General features: G+C 46.6%; 12 protein-coding genes and 2 pseudogenes. 9 read left to right on the plus strand and 5 right to left on the minus strand.

Going from position 1 to position 14,550, the window contains the following annotated elements:
- Window positions 1-48 precede the first annotated feature (48 nt).
- Window positions 49-1,189, minus strand: a pseudogene (locus ACTWJ7_RS07410) (virulence factor).
- Between the two features lie 225 nt (window positions 1,190-1,414).
- Here ACTWJ7_RS07410 and ACTWJ7_RS07415 point away from each other — a divergent pair.
- Window positions 1,415-1,855 (plus strand): hypothetical protein, encoded by a 441-nt coding sequence (locus ACTWJ7_RS07415; protein ID WP_079350070.1) that lies wholly within the window; start codon window positions 1,415-1,417, stop codon window positions 1,853-1,855.
- A 40-nt stretch (window positions 1,856-1,895) separates the two neighbouring features.
- On the opposite strand, the gene ACTWJ7_RS07420 is transcribed toward ACTWJ7_RS07415, so the two are convergent.
- Entirely contained in the window at window positions 1,896-2,594 is a 699-nt protein-coding gene (locus tag ACTWJ7_RS07420) for a response regulator transcription factor (protein WP_301879818.1), read from the minus strand.
- 380 nt (window positions 2,595-2,974) lie between these two features.
- Here ACTWJ7_RS07420 and ACTWJ7_RS07425 point away from each other — a divergent pair, with 380 nt between their 5' ends.
- From ACTWJ7_RS07425 to ACTWJ7_RS07455, 7 genes and pseudogenes are all read left to right on the plus strand, one after another.
- Entirely contained in the window at window positions 2,975-5,785 is a 2,811-nt protein-coding gene (locus ACTWJ7_RS07425) for an ATP-binding protein (RefSeq protein WP_301879817.1), read from the plus strand.
- Between the two features lie 329 nt (window positions 5,786-6,114).
- Window positions 6,115-7,461 (plus strand): cytochrome ubiquinol oxidase subunit I, encoded by a 1,347-nt coding sequence (locus tag ACTWJ7_RS07430; protein ID WP_024631374.1) that lies wholly within the window; start codon window positions 6,115-6,117, stop codon window positions 7,459-7,461.
- Entirely contained in the window at window positions 7,458-8,492 is a 1,035-nt protein-coding gene (locus tag ACTWJ7_RS07435; protein ID WP_024631373.1) for a cytochrome d ubiquinol oxidase subunit II, read from the plus strand. The genes ACTWJ7_RS07430 and ACTWJ7_RS07435 overlap by 4 nt, the downstream gene beginning before the upstream one ends.
- Before the next feature lie 32 nt (window positions 8,493-8,524).
- The gene (cydS, locus tag ACTWJ7_RS07440; protein ID WP_443146349.1) at window positions 8,525-8,698 is read left to right on the plus strand and encodes a cytochrome bd oxidase small subunit CydS; all 174 of its coding nucleotides are present in this window, start codon (window positions 8,525-8,527) and stop codon (window positions 8,696-8,698) included.
- Window positions 8,699-8,770: 72 nt separating this feature from the next.
- Window positions 8,771-9,115: an MBL fold metallo-hydrolase gene (locus ACTWJ7_RS07445; RefSeq protein ID WP_443145255.1), complete on the plus strand. Its 345-nt coding sequence runs from the start codon at window positions 8,771-8,773 to the stop codon at window positions 9,113-9,115.
- Complete coding sequence (locus ACTWJ7_RS07450) at window positions 9,024-9,842, plus strand: MBL fold metallo-hydrolase (protein WP_443145256.1); 819 nt, start codon at window positions 9,024-9,026, stop codon at window positions 9,840-9,842. The genes ACTWJ7_RS07445 and ACTWJ7_RS07450 overlap by 92 nt, the downstream gene beginning before the upstream one ends.
- 214 nt (window positions 9,843-10,056) lie before the next feature.
- Window positions 10,057-11,681: pseudogene (locus ACTWJ7_RS07455) on the plus strand (ABC-F family ATP-binding cassette domain-containing protein).
- 138 nt (window positions 11,682-11,819) lie between these two features.
- Here the strand turns inward: ACTWJ7_RS07455 and ACTWJ7_RS07460 are convergent.
- Window positions 11,820-12,008 (minus strand): hypothetical protein, encoded by a 189-nt coding sequence (locus tag ACTWJ7_RS07460; protein ID WP_024631370.1) that lies wholly within the window; start codon window positions 12,006-12,008, stop codon window positions 11,820-11,822.
- Between the two features lie 291 nt (window positions 12,009-12,299).
- Here ACTWJ7_RS07460 and ACTWJ7_RS07465 point away from each other — a divergent pair, with 291 nt between their 5' ends.
- Window positions 12,300-13,190, plus strand: a complete 891-nt coding sequence (locus tag ACTWJ7_RS07465) for a cation diffusion facilitator family transporter (protein ID WP_079350065.1) — start codon at window positions 12,300-12,302, stop codon at window positions 13,188-13,190.
- A 114-nt stretch (window positions 13,191-13,304) separates the two neighbouring features.
- On the opposite strand, the gene ACTWJ7_RS07470 is transcribed toward ACTWJ7_RS07465, so the two are convergent.
- Both ACTWJ7_RS07470 and ACTWJ7_RS07475 read right to left on the minus strand, forming a co-directional pair.
- Window positions 13,305-13,808, minus strand: coding sequence for a hypothetical protein (locus tag ACTWJ7_RS07470; protein ID WP_079350064.1), 504 nt, complete (start codon window positions 13,806-13,808; stop codon window positions 13,305-13,307).
- Between the two features lie 400 nt (window positions 13,809-14,208).
- Window positions 14,209-14,373 (minus strand): DUF1328 domain-containing protein, encoded by a 165-nt coding sequence (locus tag ACTWJ7_RS07475; protein ID WP_017692264.1) that lies wholly within the window; start codon window positions 14,371-14,373, stop codon window positions 14,209-14,211.
- Between the last annotated feature and the right edge of the window lie 177 nt (window positions 14,374-14,550).

Here is a 14,550-nt window from a genome sequence, read left to right on the forward strand (position 1 = left end):
CCATGGTATTCCAGTGCAATAACAATTGTTGGATATGAATCCAAAGGACTATTCTGACGGTTTGTTACGCCCGGCCATCTGCTGCCATACCGTTCCGGCTGCCTGTTCCCGGATTCGATCCGTTCCAGTGCCATTTTGGCTTGCAGGCTAACTTCAAACTCAGGGTCATCTGCTGCCTTCCGCAGTGCTTGCTCTGCTTCTTCGGTCCCCACTTCGTACAGGAAGCGGGCTGCACGCCAGCGTACAAGCTTGCTTTTATCGGATAACGTAGCTGTCATGGCTGCCGTTGCTGCGGGATCACCGATGTCGGAGAGGGTATCTCCGGCAGTTCGGCGTACAGCAGGCGAACTATCCTGTAAAGCTTCGTACAGCAGTTCCATCGCTTCCGGTGTACGGATGTCACCGAGATATACGACAGCCAGTCGGCGTATCTGCATTTTACTGTCATGGAGTGCATGGGCTACAAGTGGCAGACGTTCTGCTGTAGGCTCCATACCATCAAATGCAGCATAACGTACATTCCAGTCCTCACTATTTAGAGCCTCTTCAAGTTCGGCCCCATCCAGCTGGCGGCGACGTTCCACGAACTCTTCCGCATTGGTGCCGTGTTCAATGGCTTGTTGGATCACTCGTTCCAGACGTTCTGGCGGATATGCTGCTTCCAGCTCCTGTTCCACTTCTCTTGCAATTTCAGGCAATTCCCGTAGCGAACGCCATAATCACTCAGTTTCCGTTCCTTGATCAGCGTTGCACTGGCGACTTCAGTAACCGCTTTGACGAACCGATCCGAGAGCGAGATTCGTTCTTCCTTCGCGCCGGCTTTGACCCGAATTTGCATCGGCACGCCTCTGAAGAATTGAACGAATACCTGTGCTTCACCGAAGTGCTCACCAGAGGCATCTTCAGATTCAATCCAATCCAGATCAATTCCCTGCTGCCCCAGACGACTTTGAACTTCGCCAAGAATGACGGACCAGTCCGCATTTCCCTTGCGGTCGAGCGCTACGAAGTCAGTCGTATGGAATACACTTTTTACTCCGGGAATATGTAGCATCTGGCGAATAAACGCCGGAGCAGACCGTTCGTTATCCAGTGTATATGTTCTGCGAATCCCGTCCTCCAGACGTTCATCCAGATGCAGCATCATTGTATTGGGACTGGGTGTTGGTTCAATGGAAACAATATTCATCGGTTCATAACCTCCTGTACCGGATTCATACTTAAAGTTCCCGCAATGGGCACGGGCATATCCCTATTTTACATGAATTACTGCAAACTGCGAAATGGGTAATGAACCTTACAGCGTTTGTGAAGATGTACGAAGATAGTTAACACTTCTTTTATGTGCGAACACGAACATTTTTAAATGAAGATTGGCACAATAAGACAAGAGAATGAACTGGAGGTAATCGTTATGGAACCCATTACCGTACTTTCGGACGGAAGTCGTGGTATTGATTATGATCATATTATTGAATTGTTGAATGAATGGATAACAGACGAGAAGAGGGAGTCAGCAATTAAGACAGAAAAAAATGTGGAAAGCATGGTCGGGTCGAAATGGGGAACAGCCCGTTATTGTATTGTGGATTATCAGGACGCCGGGCAAGCCGTTTCAGCAGCGAATGCCATCCGGGCATTTGTGCCTCAGATTCCTTTACTGATGATAACAGATTTCCAATCCCTGATTCGCAAGCGCCATTTGCAGCTTATCACGGGCACCGGTCTGATGAAGTTGATTCTCTGGCAAGAGAAAGAACCCGAAGGACTGATCATGGAAATCCAGCGGTGGCTGTATTCTGTTGCCTGCAAATCAAAAACAGCTCTGCCCTCAACCCGGTCGATGAGACGATGACAGAGAGAGGACATGAGCCGTTATGTTATTTCGCCGTGTACTAAATGACGTATTTATATCCCGTTCCCCAAACCGTCTTGATATACCGTGGATTTTTGGGGTCGGGCTCAATTTTTTTGCGCAGACTGGAGATGTGCACATCGATTGTACGGTCAAGATATGCCCGCTCTGAGCCCTTAATTCGATCCATAAGTTCATTGCGGGTAAATACCTTGCCGGGATTCCGGTACAATTCCTTCATAATCTCAAACTCGATATGCGTAACCTCGATTTCATGACCATCCACAAACAAGGTTCGTCTGTACTCATTCACACTGACATGTCCAGCGACTTCAGCAGGCTTGTCCTCTTTTACCGGTTTGTTCGGGTAGGCAATTGCCGACCTGCGGAGTAAAGCCTTCATGCGGGCATCCAACTCTTTCAGACTAAAGGGTTTACATAGAAAATCATCCGCACCATTATGCAATGCTCTGAGCCGATCATTCAGCATGGTGCTAGCTGAGATCATGAGTATGGGCACAGTGGAGTGCTGACGAAACGCATCAACCAGATCATTGCCATCCGTTTCAGGCAGCATCAAGTCAGTTACTACAATATCAGGCTGGAATCGTGGAAAAAGTTGAAGTGCTTCGCGTGCATGATGAACCCGTTCAGTTATGTAACCCTCCTCCTCAAGAAAGAAAGCAATCATGTCGGCCAGATTTTTCTCATCTTCTATAAGAAGTACTTTAATAGCCATTGAGGTCACACTCCTGATGAAATGAATTTGTTAAGAAATTTCTAGAAATTTGTCGTAATTTTGTGAGGGAATACTGCAAATTTTTTAATGTTTGTATTCCAGAATATAGGATGCATATGTAGAGAATTCTATAGAGTTCGAGCCAAACCTCAGTATTTTACCATGAATGTAGCTTATTTGCCGATCATTAAAAATTTCCCAAAGCTACATGGAGAGGTAATTACAGTATAATGTATCAGACCGATGAAAGGGAAAAAAGTCGATTTTACGAGCTTTATTTTACGGGAGGAACCAACGTTGTTGTTGAATACAAACATAGAAATCAGTCATGAGGGCAACTACCTATGGACTACATAAAGGCTAGCAAGGTGTTAGATTGGGTGATAATCAAACTCCGTATTCCGTGGCTGGGCACTGCCATACTTATTAGCCTTGGGACGCTGGGAACGATATTTCCCTTAACTTTATTTTATGGTGTACAGCTAATGTTCGGCATAGCCGCAGCTTTTATTGCCCTGCGCTTACATGGGGCTATTTACGGATTCATTACCTATATAGGGATCAGCTCTTTGGGTGTGTTATGCACAGAATTGGTCCCTAACAGCTTGTTTATGATCGGAGCTCATTTCATCGAATTGATCTGGATGCTGGTGTGGCAGATACGCTCGAAAAATGGAAGCATCATAAAAGCCAACGCCGTATTTTGGGTTGTGATGTTACTGCCAGTGATTTTTTACGGATATTTCATCATGGGCATCAGTCTTGACGAATTAAAGTATGGCTATATGCATGTTGCTGTAATCAGCATGGTTAACGCGCTGATTGCAGGCATAGTGGTGGACTTCTGGATTATAAATGGTGAACTGAAGTCGAAACGAACAGGAACCATTCCGCTCACGAGAATTGCTTTTAAATACGTTGTAGCCTTTGTAGTCGTTGTTTCCCTTATCCTGTTGTCCGCGGATAGTCGCAGACAATTGGGGCAAATAAATGATACCATCATGCTGAATCTGAAACATGCTGCCAATGCAGTTATCAAGGATTTGAATGAACAATATTTAACCAATGAGAACATGCAGCAGACCATGGAGCGGTATCATCATCTGCTGGACGTAAACGTCATTATTCTGGATTCCAATGATAGGGTCATTGCTTCAGGGCTGGATACACTTCGGGTAGGAGAACATCTGGATTTCAATAAATATCGTTTTCTGAATCCAGGGGAGAACAGCATTTTATTTCGCTCCGGTGATGCTTATTACAGTGATGTGCTTACTCACTGGAAAGAGGCTTCGTTTATGTATGAAGCAGATATGACTACAAGTACAGCATACCGAGTATTCGTTGAGACCAGTTCAGCCCATTATTATACACGGATCGAGTCGATCTATCTGACCACACTTCAATCGTTGTTTATCATTTTCGTGGTTTCCATGATTGTAGCCGCTCCGCTCAGTCGAAAAGTGGTAAGTCCATTGAAGCGCCTTACACGCATGACTGGGTCTCTGCCAAGGCTGTTATTTCGTAATGGCAAAATGGAGTGGCCGACCAGTCATGTAACAGAAGTACAGATTTTGATTGGCAATCTGCGCAAAATGGCCGATGTGCTCCTTGAACAATTCGAACAGATTCGCCAGGACAAGCACACCCTGGAAGATAGAGTCAAAGAACGAACAAAAGAGCTGAAGAACAGTGAGGAGATCAAACGAGCGATTATTGATTCATCCATCGATGCCATTATTGCTGTGGATTCGAACGGACTGATTATCGAGTTTAATCCCGAAGCCGAAAGAATGTTTGGACTGAAACGGGAAGAAGTGTTATTCGAGAAGGAAGCCATATCCCTATTCCAGGGAGCGAGCTATATGGAAATCAAAAAAATGCTGGAAAGATTTGAGTTTATTTTGGGTAAACGGCATGTCATTGTGGAAGAGATTTCAGGCATACGCCGGGATGGTTCAGTTTTTCCGATTGAGTACAAAATTGTAGAAATTCAGTTGGGCAATAACGAAACGCTGTATAACTTGTTTATCAAGGATATTACCGAGCGGACAAGAGCTGAGGAAGAACGTGTACGTCATGCGCTGGCCTTGGAGAAGCTGAATGCTGAACTGTTTCACGAAAAAGTTGCCATTCAGGAGCAGCGGGACATTAGCGAGCATTTCATAGAATCCGTTCGGGAAGGTCTGGTCATGTCTGATCGGTCTGGCACCATCACGATAGTGAACAGAAGAATTGAAGAAATGTTTGGCCTCGGAGATTTTTCAGGCAGGTCCATTGAGGATCTAGCCAATGCGATTGACACCATGGTGTTAACCCCCGATTTCAATTTGATGGAGCAGACGCGTGCATTTCTGGATGGGGAACAGGCTTTTGTTGAAACTGAATTTATATTCAATGATGTGGAAAAAAGTGTATTTTCCCTGTACATGAAGCAAGTGGATGTTCCCGGTAAAAACCATGGATTTCTGCTGGTGTTCCGTGATCGTACGGAGGAAGAACGTCTGAACCGGATGAAAAACGAACTGATCAGTGTGGTCTCGCATGAGCTTCGTACCCCTGTAGCGACCATTATGGGCTATGTGGAACTAATGATGATGTATGATCTTCCTGCTTCACAGCGTCAGGAGTTCATGGAAACCATATCCTCGGAAGGTTCGCGGCTGAGTAGTCTGCTGGATGATGTACTTGATATTCAACGTTTGGACAATGATGGCATGACCTACCACAAGACCTATGTACCTTTGCTTGAACTGGTTGAGGGTGTTGCTGAGCAATGGAATATGCAATCCATTCAGCGCATCTATGTGCATGCATTTAATGGAGATTTTTTTGCTTATGCCGACCAGAACCGTATGGTTCAGGTACTCCATAATTTGATTGGTAACGCGGTCAAGTACTCGCCTGGAGCAGACCGAATTGATATTACGCTGTGGGAAGAAAAAGAATGGTTATGCATCGATGTACGTGATTATGGCATAGGTATTCCAGAGAACGTGCAGGACCTACTGTTTACGAAGTTTTATCGTGTGGACAATTCGGATCATCGCCAGATTGGCGGGACGGGACTGGGGCTTTACATTTCGCGCAAAATTGTAGAGGATCACCAGGGTACGCTAACCTTTATATCCGCGCCGCTCAAAGGAAGTACGTTCAAGGTTCGATTGCCCAAGCAAGACGAACTCGTGTAAGGCAAGAGAAAGTCTTTATCGGAAAGGATGCTTTCATCCTGAAATCGATAGGGCTTTTTTTGTTTTTCAAAATTTCCCGGATAAAAAAACAACTTCTTTTGCAAACTGTCTATAGAGCCAATAATTTGCATTGCATGCAAAAGGAGGACGGCAGGTCTATGTTCCGTAAACAAGAGAAAACCCTTATTATCGTCTGCTTGGTCGCAGCCGTGATTGTGCTATATGCCGTTGTCAAAAGTATTATCCGGATCATGAGTTATTGAGTTATATCGTCATCTAGACGGTATGAAGTCGTACATAATGATTATGTGAAAGAGGAGTGTAACCCCATGTCATCCCTGGACCCTGTTCTACTCAGCCGGATGCTTACCGGTCTTACCCTGTTTGTGCACATCATTTTTGCCTCCATCGGTGTAGGTGTTCCACTCATGATTGCCTTGGCTGAATGGCGCGGATTGCGCACCAATGATATCCATTACACCTTGCTGGCGCGCAGATGGGCGCGTGGTTTTGTCATTACCGTTGCCGTGGGTGTGGTTACAGGCACCTCCATCGGTTTGCAGCTCAGCCTGCTGTGGCCGATGTTTATGCGAGTAGCGGGGCAGGCGATTGCCTTGCCACTGTTTATGGAGACGTTCGCCTTTTTTGTGGAGGCGATCTTTCTGGGCATTTACCTTTACACATGGGACCGTTTCAAAAAGAAATATACGCATATGCTGCTGCTTATTCCGGTGGCGTTGGGTTCCTCTGCCTCTGCGATATTCATCACAACGGTAAACTCTTTTATGAACCAACCTCAGGGGTTTACCCTGATTAATGGCATCATGAAGGATATCCATCCGATTGCCGCGATGCTGAATCCGGCTACCCCAACGAAGGTATCTCATGTGCTTGCCTCTTCGTATACCTTAAGTGCAGGGGTTCTCGCAGGTATCGCCGCGTTCAGTCTGCTGCGGGGGCGGAACCATGTCTATTATAAAAAAGCACTTAAACTCACAACGGTATGTGCGCTCGTATTTGCGGTCAGCACGGTCATGATCGGAGATTCTTCCGGTAAATTTCTGGCGAAATACCAACCGGAGAAGCTGGCCGCCGCGGAGTGGCATTTCAAAACAATGACGAAGGCGCCGCTGGTCTACGGGGGCATTCTTGACGAGAACAATGAAGTGAAATACGCCATTGAGATTCCCTATGCACTCAGCATATTGGCGGGAAACAGACCCGACACGGAAGTGAAAGGGCTGGAAGAATTTCCGGCCGATCTCAGGCCGCCGTTGTCCATTCACTATATGTTTGACCTGAAAGTGACGACTGGCGTGATTATTCTGCTGATCCCGGTGCTCTATGTAATCCGTCGCTGGCTGCCGGGGCGCAAGCCTTATCCCAAATGGCTGCTGCTCGGTATCGTCCTGCTCGGGCCGCTGGCCATGATTGCCATTGAACTGGGCTGGATGTTTGCCGAGGTCGGCAGGCAGCCCTGGATATTGCGCGGTTACATGAAGGTGTCGGAAGCCGCAACAACGTCAACCTCCGTGGGGTGGATGCTGATTCTGTTTATTCTGCTGTACCTGATCCTTTGCTTCTCCGCGATCCGGGTACTCAGCAAGCTGTTCCGTAACAAGGAAGCAGAGAAGGAACTGGAGTCTCTCGGCCTGGAAGGAGGGATCGTGCATTGAGTTTTGAAATTGCAGGCATCGCGATCTTGTGGACGTTTCTGTTTGGATATCTGATCGTGGCTTCGATTGATTTTGGAGCCGGATTTTTCAGCTTTTACAGCATATTAAGCGGACACGAGAACAAAATTCATAACATTATTCAGCGCTATCTCTCCCCGGTGTGGGAAGTGACGAATGTGTTTCTGATCTTTTTTGTTGTCGGTCTGGTCGGATTTTATCCGGATAGCGCCTTTTATTACGGGACAGCGCTGCTTGTTCCAGGTTCATTGGCCATTGTGCTGCTTGCCATCCGGGGCGTGTACTACGCCTATAATACCTACGGGAACCATGGGCAGAACAGCCGGATCTACATGGCATTGTACGGAGCAACGGGATTGCTGATTCCGGCGGTATTTTCCACCATTTTGGCGATTTCCGAAGGTGGAATTATTGAGCAGGTGGGTGATCAGGTATTTTTTCGCTGGCGTGAGTTTCTGACGAATCCGTATACCTGGTCTGTTGTATTGCTTGCTTTGGTAAGCGTGCTGTATATCTCTGCGATGTTTCTTTCCTACTACGCCAAGCGGGCGGAGGATGAGACTGCGTTTGAAGTCCTGCGGGAATATGCGCTCCTATGGAGTCTGCCTACGATCTTTGCCAGCTTTCTGGCATTTTTGCAGATCAACAAACAAAATCCAGCACACTTTGAGCAGATGTTGAATATCTCTTGGATGTTCATCGCATCTTTTATCTGTTTTGTGATCGCCGTCTCGCTGGTATGGAAACGTAAATATATGGGCTGGTGCTTTATCGCTGTCATGCTGCAGTTTGCCTTTGCCTGGTACGGCTATGGGCGCTCGCATCTTCCATACATTCTGTATCCGTACATTAATATTTACGACAGCTTTACGAACAAGACGATGGGTATTGCGCTTATTACGGCGTTCAGCCTTGGACTGCTGGTGCTCATTCCTTCACTCGTGCTCATTATGAAGCTGTTTCTGTTTGATGCCAATTATGTGCGCGGTAATGCTGGTAAAAAGAAAGGATGAGTCCGTTCATGCTTCCCAACATGCTGTTCATCATGCTTCCCAGGTTGCTTCTCAGCTCTGACGCGGGAGTGACGGGGATTCCCGGTATAACGGGGTTGAGTTTTTTTGAGACCTTTACGATTATGTACGCCCCACCACTGATCATTGTGGCTGCAATTGCGTTTTTGTTTATCTATTTGGCGAAATGCAAAAATCCAAGGGATTGATTCGTTGGTACGTACTTTCCAATTCGGGGTAATCTTTTGTTAAGATACAGAGGAGGGGAGGAGGGCCCTTTCATGCCGAAAATCCGTTATAACAACATTGATAATGTAAGTACGGACAAAACGCTGAAGGAATTCAAGCAATGGAGGGAGCAACGGCGCAACAAAGTTAAGGATTATTCCTACACCGTGCCCAAGCACCCGCCTGAACTGGATTATCTGCACGCCAACCGGGCTGAAACCACGATTACCTGGATTGGACATTCCACATTTTTTATTCAATATCATGGACTAAACATCGTGACAGACCCGGTCTGGGCCGAAAAAAATGGGATTTCAGCGCAGACTCGGTGCTCCTGGCATTCCGATTCACGATATTCCGCCACTGGATATTATTTTGATCTCACATTCCCACTATGATCATTTGCATCTCGCATCGCTGCGGAAATTGGTCACGGCCAAGACGCTGCTCATCGTTCCTGATGGATTGAAGCGCAAAATGGTGCGCAAAGGATTCCATCGGTGTCATGAGATGAAATGGTGGGAACATATTACGCTTGGCGGGGTCAAAATAACCTTTGTACCTGCGCAGCACTGGACGCGCCGAACCTTATTTGATACCAACACGTCCCATTGGGGCGGTTATGTATTGGAACAGCATCATCCCGCAGTTGTCCCGTCTGAAGAGACTGCTGCGACGAGCCAAGACCGTGCTCATGAAAATTCCCGAGCAGTTGGAACGGATGATCCATCAGAAGCATCAGCATCAGCTGCTAATCCTCCCGGCGGCCCGCCTGTTATTTATTTTGTGGGGGATACAGGATACTTTCAGGGATTCAAAACCATTGGTGAACGCTTCGACATCGGTATCACCCTGATGCCAATCGGCGCATATGAGCCCGAGTGGTTCATGACATCCCAGCATGTGACGCCGGAAGAAGCGCTGCAGGGCTTTGTAGAAACAGGTTCTCAGCTTATGGTCCCCATGCATTATGGAACGTTTAAGCTGGCGGATGATACACCCAAGGAAGCACTCGATCGAATGGAAGCGGAACGAGAACGACTGGGAATCAACCCAGAGCGAATTCGGGTGCTGGGGCATGGTGAGACACTCCGCATCCGGCACGAAGAAAGTAAACAAGACTAACAAAAGTGAGCTAGATATGCTAATGTAAGGGTATACCCGCATGAACGGTACATTTACCAAATCTTTAGCGATTAAAAAGCGGCCAATTTTCGAATTTGCCGCTTTTTTGTGTTATAATATGGTGCCAGAATAGGCTACGGGATATTGAATCCATGATTGAATTAGTTGCTATTCATGCAGTATGCAGAATATTAAATAAAGGATGGTATGCTTAATGATTAGTACAAGCGGCATCACGCTCCGCTACGGAAAACGTGCACTTTTTGAAGATGTGAATATCAAGTTCACGCCAGGCAACTGTTACGGTCTGATCGGCGCCAACGGAGCCGGCAAATCAACATTTTTGAAAATTTTGTCCGGTGAAATTGAATCGAACTCGGGAGAGGTGCACATCACCCCGGGCGAACGCATGGCCGTTTTGAAGCAAAACCACTTTGAATATGATGAGTATCCGGTTCTCGAAACGGTAATTATGGGCCACAGCCGTCTCTATTCCATCATGAAGGAGAAGGACGCATTGTATGCCAAAGCGGACTTTACAGAAGAAGATGGATTGCGCGCAGGTGAGCTTGAAGGTGAGTTTGCTGAGTTGAACGGCTGGGATGCTGAGCCGGATGCAGCGGCACTCCTGATCGGTCTGGGTATCGAACGTGACATGCATGAGAAGAAAATGGTTGATCTGAGCGGTAACGAAAAAGTTCGTGTCCTGCTGGCACAAGCATTGTTTGGTCGTCCAAACAACCTGCTGCTCGATGAGCCTACCAACCACTTGGATCTCGAATCCATTCAATGGCTGGAGAACTTCCTCATGGATTATGAAGGTACTGTTATTGTGGTATCCCATGACCGTCACTTCCTGAATAAAGTATGTACACACATCGCCGATATCGACTTTGGTAAAATTCAGCTGTACGTAGGTAACTACGATTTCTGGTATGAATCCAGTCAATTGGCTCTTGCTTTGCAGCGTGATGCCAACAAGAAAAAAGAAGAGAAGATTAAAGAGCTGCAAGCCTTTATTCAACGTTTCTCTGCGAATGCTTCCAAATCGAAGCAAGCGACTTCACGGAAGAAACAGCTCGACAAAATCACGTTGGATGACCTTCGTCCATCGAACCGGAAATACCCGTTCATCAACTTCAAGCCGGAGCGTGAAGCGGGTAAACAATTGTTGACCGTTGACCGCATCAGCAAAACGATTGATGGTGTGAACATGCTGAATGATCTCAGCTTTGTGGTGAATAAAGGGGATAAAATCGCCTTTGTTGGCCCGAACGGTAATGCCAAATCGTTGTTGTTTGATATCCTTATGGGTGAAACAGAAGCGGATAGCGGCGAATACACTTGGGGATTACGACAACCCAGGCTTATTTCCCGAAAGACAACTCCAAGTATTTTGACGGAGTAGATATGAGTCTCGTAGATTGGCTGCGTCAATATTCCAAGGATCAGGATGAAACGTACCTGCGTGGATTCTTGGGTCGTATGCTGTTCTCAGGCGAGGAATCCCTGAAGAAAGCAAGTGTACTCTCCGGGGGCGAGAAAGTCCGCTGTATGCTGGCAAAAATGATGCAAACGGGCGCCAATGCTCTGATTCTGGATGAGCCAACGAACCACTTGGATCTCGAATCCATTACCGCACTGAACAACGGTATGATTGATTTTGACGGCACCATGCTGTTTACATCGCATGACCATCAGTTCATTCAAACCATTGCTAACCGGATTATCGAAATCACGCCAAATGGCGTCATTGACCGTCAAATGAGCTATGATGAGTATCTGGAAAGTGACGAAATTAAAGAATTGCGTAACAAAATGTATCCAGTAGAAGCTTAAGATAAGCTAATCTGTCTACATTGCGTATGGTGAACTAAAAGAACCGCAAGCTCTCCAGTGGAGGGCCTGCGGTTCTTTTTGGTCATACAGGGTGATCCTGTAACCTTAGAAACATCTCATACAAGAGCTTCTTACGGTCTATGACCCGCCAGTACGGCGGCGTTGGTTGTTAGGCTTTTTGTTGTTCTGGCTCTTCATTGCTTTGGGGCCGCCTTCAAAATAGGCACTGGATTGGTTACCTGTGTTTGCCTGTTCTTTCTTCTGCGCCAGTTTTTGGCGTATAGCATCCTGCAAACTGACTTTTTTCGGTTCAGTATTATCGCTCATCGTTATTCCCTCCCGGTCTTACAGTAAGCCGTCCGAATTGGACGGGATGTACTCATTTTATACGTTTTACAAAAGCCCCACAAGGGCAACCTGATAAAATGCTGAAATCCTTCACTTTTTTGACTGGACCAACATTTTTTCTCTTCGTCTACAGCCCTGCGGTCTGGCAACTTTGTTTCGGCTCCCCTACAGCAATGCAGCTTGGCAACACTGTTTCTATAGACCCACACAGGACGCATTTGGTAACATGGAACAACCGTAATACGAAACGTTAAAGGAGTGTCGCCCGGTTTGAACGCCTATGAAGAAATACGCAAAGGAGAGCGCGGGGCTTGGGTCAGTATTGTGGCCTACCTGGTCTTGTCTGCTTTTAAGTTGATCTGCGGATATTTATTTGCTTCCAGTGCTTTGCTGGCAGATGGTTTCAATAACCTTACAGATATTGTTGCGTCTGTTGCTGTATTGATCGGACTTCGCATATCCCAGAAGCCGCCTGATTCCGATCATGCCTATGGTCACTTTAGAGCGGAAACGGTCGCTGCCCTAATTGCTTCATTTATTATGGCCATGGTTGGCCTGCAGGTATTGGTTGAAGCGGTTCGTTCCTGGTATGAAGGGAACTTTGTTGCACCGAACCTGTGGTCAGCAGCGGTTGCGGTTGCCTGTGCACTGGTGATGCTGGGCGTATATCGTTACAATCATCGTCTTGCCAAACAAATTAACAGTCAGGCCCTGATGGCTGCAGCCAAAGATAATCGATCGGATGCTTGGGTTAGCATCGGGGCTGCAATCGGAATCATCGGTGCACAATTCGGTCTTCCTTGGTTGGACAAAGTAGCTGCAATTGCTGTAGGTCTGTTGATCTGTAAGACAGCATGGGAGATCTTTCGGGATTCAACACATCGTCTGACAGACGGATTTGATCAGAAAGACCTGACCGATCTAAGATCATCTGTGGCTCGGGTGCCTGGTGTAGAGATGATCAAGGACGTGAAGGCGCGTGTGCATGGTAGTCATGTATTGGTGGATGTGGTTATTGAGGTGGATGGAGGACTGAGCCTGATCGAGGGTCATCAGATCTGTGACCGGGTCGAAGAGCGATTGAAACGTTCGCATAATATTATGCATGTACATGTACATGTGGAGCCTAAGATGAAAGAAGGAACCACGGGAAGCCCTTGAGACCGGGATAGACAAACCCGAAATAAACGCTTATGAAATGAAAAGAGGACAGCCGCTGCCTGAGCGCTGTCCTCTTTACTTATCTTTACTTATCGTTAGAACGATTATACGATACTATTGAATAGCAACGTGGATCCAAGCTTTGCCTTTCCACGTATATACTTGTACCCACTGACCGCCGTCGAATCCATCTACAACTTCACCTGTTGTATCGATGATTTGGGAACCCAGTGCACCGATCGGCTTGCCATTAGGTGCGTCATAGAACCATGTGCGCTCCAACAGGTTGAGCAGCATCGTAGGGACGAGAACCTCATCTCCTGCTTTTACAACAGGTTCATCAAACATTTTGTCGTTCGTTGTTGGAGTTGTAGTTTCTGTAGTTGTTGAAGTACCCTCCGTACCCGTGGTGTCCACTGTTGTGCCAGTTACAGTCTCAGCTGTGCCTTCTACAGTGTCTACAGCAGGTTTGTTCACTTCAACCGCAGGCGTTGTTGTGGTTGCCTGTGTTCCAGTTTCTGGAGTTACCGTCCCGGTAACCGCTTCCTCAGCACCTGCGGCAGCAGCCATGGAACCCATCAAAGTCAGAGCAGCGGCAAAACTTACGATTTTTTTCATTTGTTTTTCCTCCTCGGTTAGGTATGTAGTTTGTTGTCCTGTGTTAAAAGTAACCAAGCGAGCTCACTTGTGAAACACAAATTATAACAATATTTTCTTGGTTTCTCCAGTGTCAACTGGAGCATAAGTGGGTATAAGGAGAGCCTATATATATCATACTTCAGTGGGAGAAAACCGGGTTGACTACGTCATAATGGTTCTGTTTTTTTATGATCTAATCGGGGAGAGGGGGTGGAATAGACGAGAAGGGAGCGTAATACATAATAGAGATAAGTCGTAATTTGCTTTGGGCATCATTGTTGCTAAAAAGATGCTATGAACGCACAAAAGCCTACCGGCTTTTGCAAGCGCGATAGGCTTTTGTATGTATCGTGTGCTGTTCATAAGGGGGAAGCCCCATTCATCGCATTCGGCTGCGTCCCGTAATCAGGGAGATGACGAACAGTACAACAAAGATGAAGAAGAGTACTTTGGCAATAGAAGCAGCTGCTTCAACAATACCGAAGAATCCGAAAATACCTGCAACAAGAGCAATAATTAGAAATAGTACCGACCATTTCAACATGGGTATCATCCTTTCGTTTATAGAACTTGGTAGCGAGAAGTGTTCGTCTCACTGCCGTGTGTAGTTGTTCTTTAACCGAGGCCTTTCGGGTTGAAACATTGTGATATTTTACCAGGTTGTGCTGATTTCACAGTTCATCTTCTATTTGTTTCGCCTCGGAATTGGTCGGGTAACTAA

It is taken from the genome of Paenibacillus sp. 1A_MP2 (genome assembly GCF_052244825.1).
Classification (GTDB): Bacteria; Bacillota; Bacilli; order Paenibacillales; family Paenibacillaceae; genus Paenibacillus; species Paenibacillus vandeheii.

Coding starts and splice junctions, on each gene's coding strand:
- ACTWJ7_RS07470 (WP_079350064.1), bottom strand. CDS start 13,808: ATGAAAAAAATCGTAAGTTTTGCCGCTGCTCTGACTTTGATGGGTTCC.
- cydS (WP_443146349.1), top strand. CDS start 8,525: ATGCTTCCCAGGTTGCTTCTCAGCTCTGACGCGGGAGTGACGGGGATT.
- ACTWJ7_RS07475 (WP_017692264.1), bottom strand. CDS start 14,373: ATGTTGAAATGGTCGGTACTATTTCTAATTATTGCTCTTGTTGCAGGT.
- ACTWJ7_RS07420 (WP_301879818.1), bottom strand. CDS start 2,594: ATGGCTATTAAAGTACTTCTTATAGAAGATGAGAAAAATCTGGCCGAC.
- ACTWJ7_RS07460 (WP_024631370.1), bottom strand. CDS start 12,008: ATGAGCGATAATACTGAACCGAAAAAAGTCAGTTTGCAGGATGCTATA.
- ACTWJ7_RS07445 (WP_443145255.1), top strand. CDS start 8,771: ATGCCGAAAATCCGTTATAACAACATTGATAATGTAAGTACGGACAAA.
- ACTWJ7_RS07450 (WP_443145256.1), top strand. CDS start 9,024: ATGGGATTTCAGCGCAGACTCGGTGCTCCTGGCATTCCGATTCACGAT.
- ACTWJ7_RS07415 (WP_079350070.1), top strand. CDS start 1,415: ATGGAACCCATTACCGTACTTTCGGACGGAAGTCGTGGTATTGATTAT.
- ACTWJ7_RS07430 (WP_024631374.1), top strand. CDS start 6,115: ATGTCATCCCTGGACCCTGTTCTACTCAGCCGGATGCTTACCGGTCTT.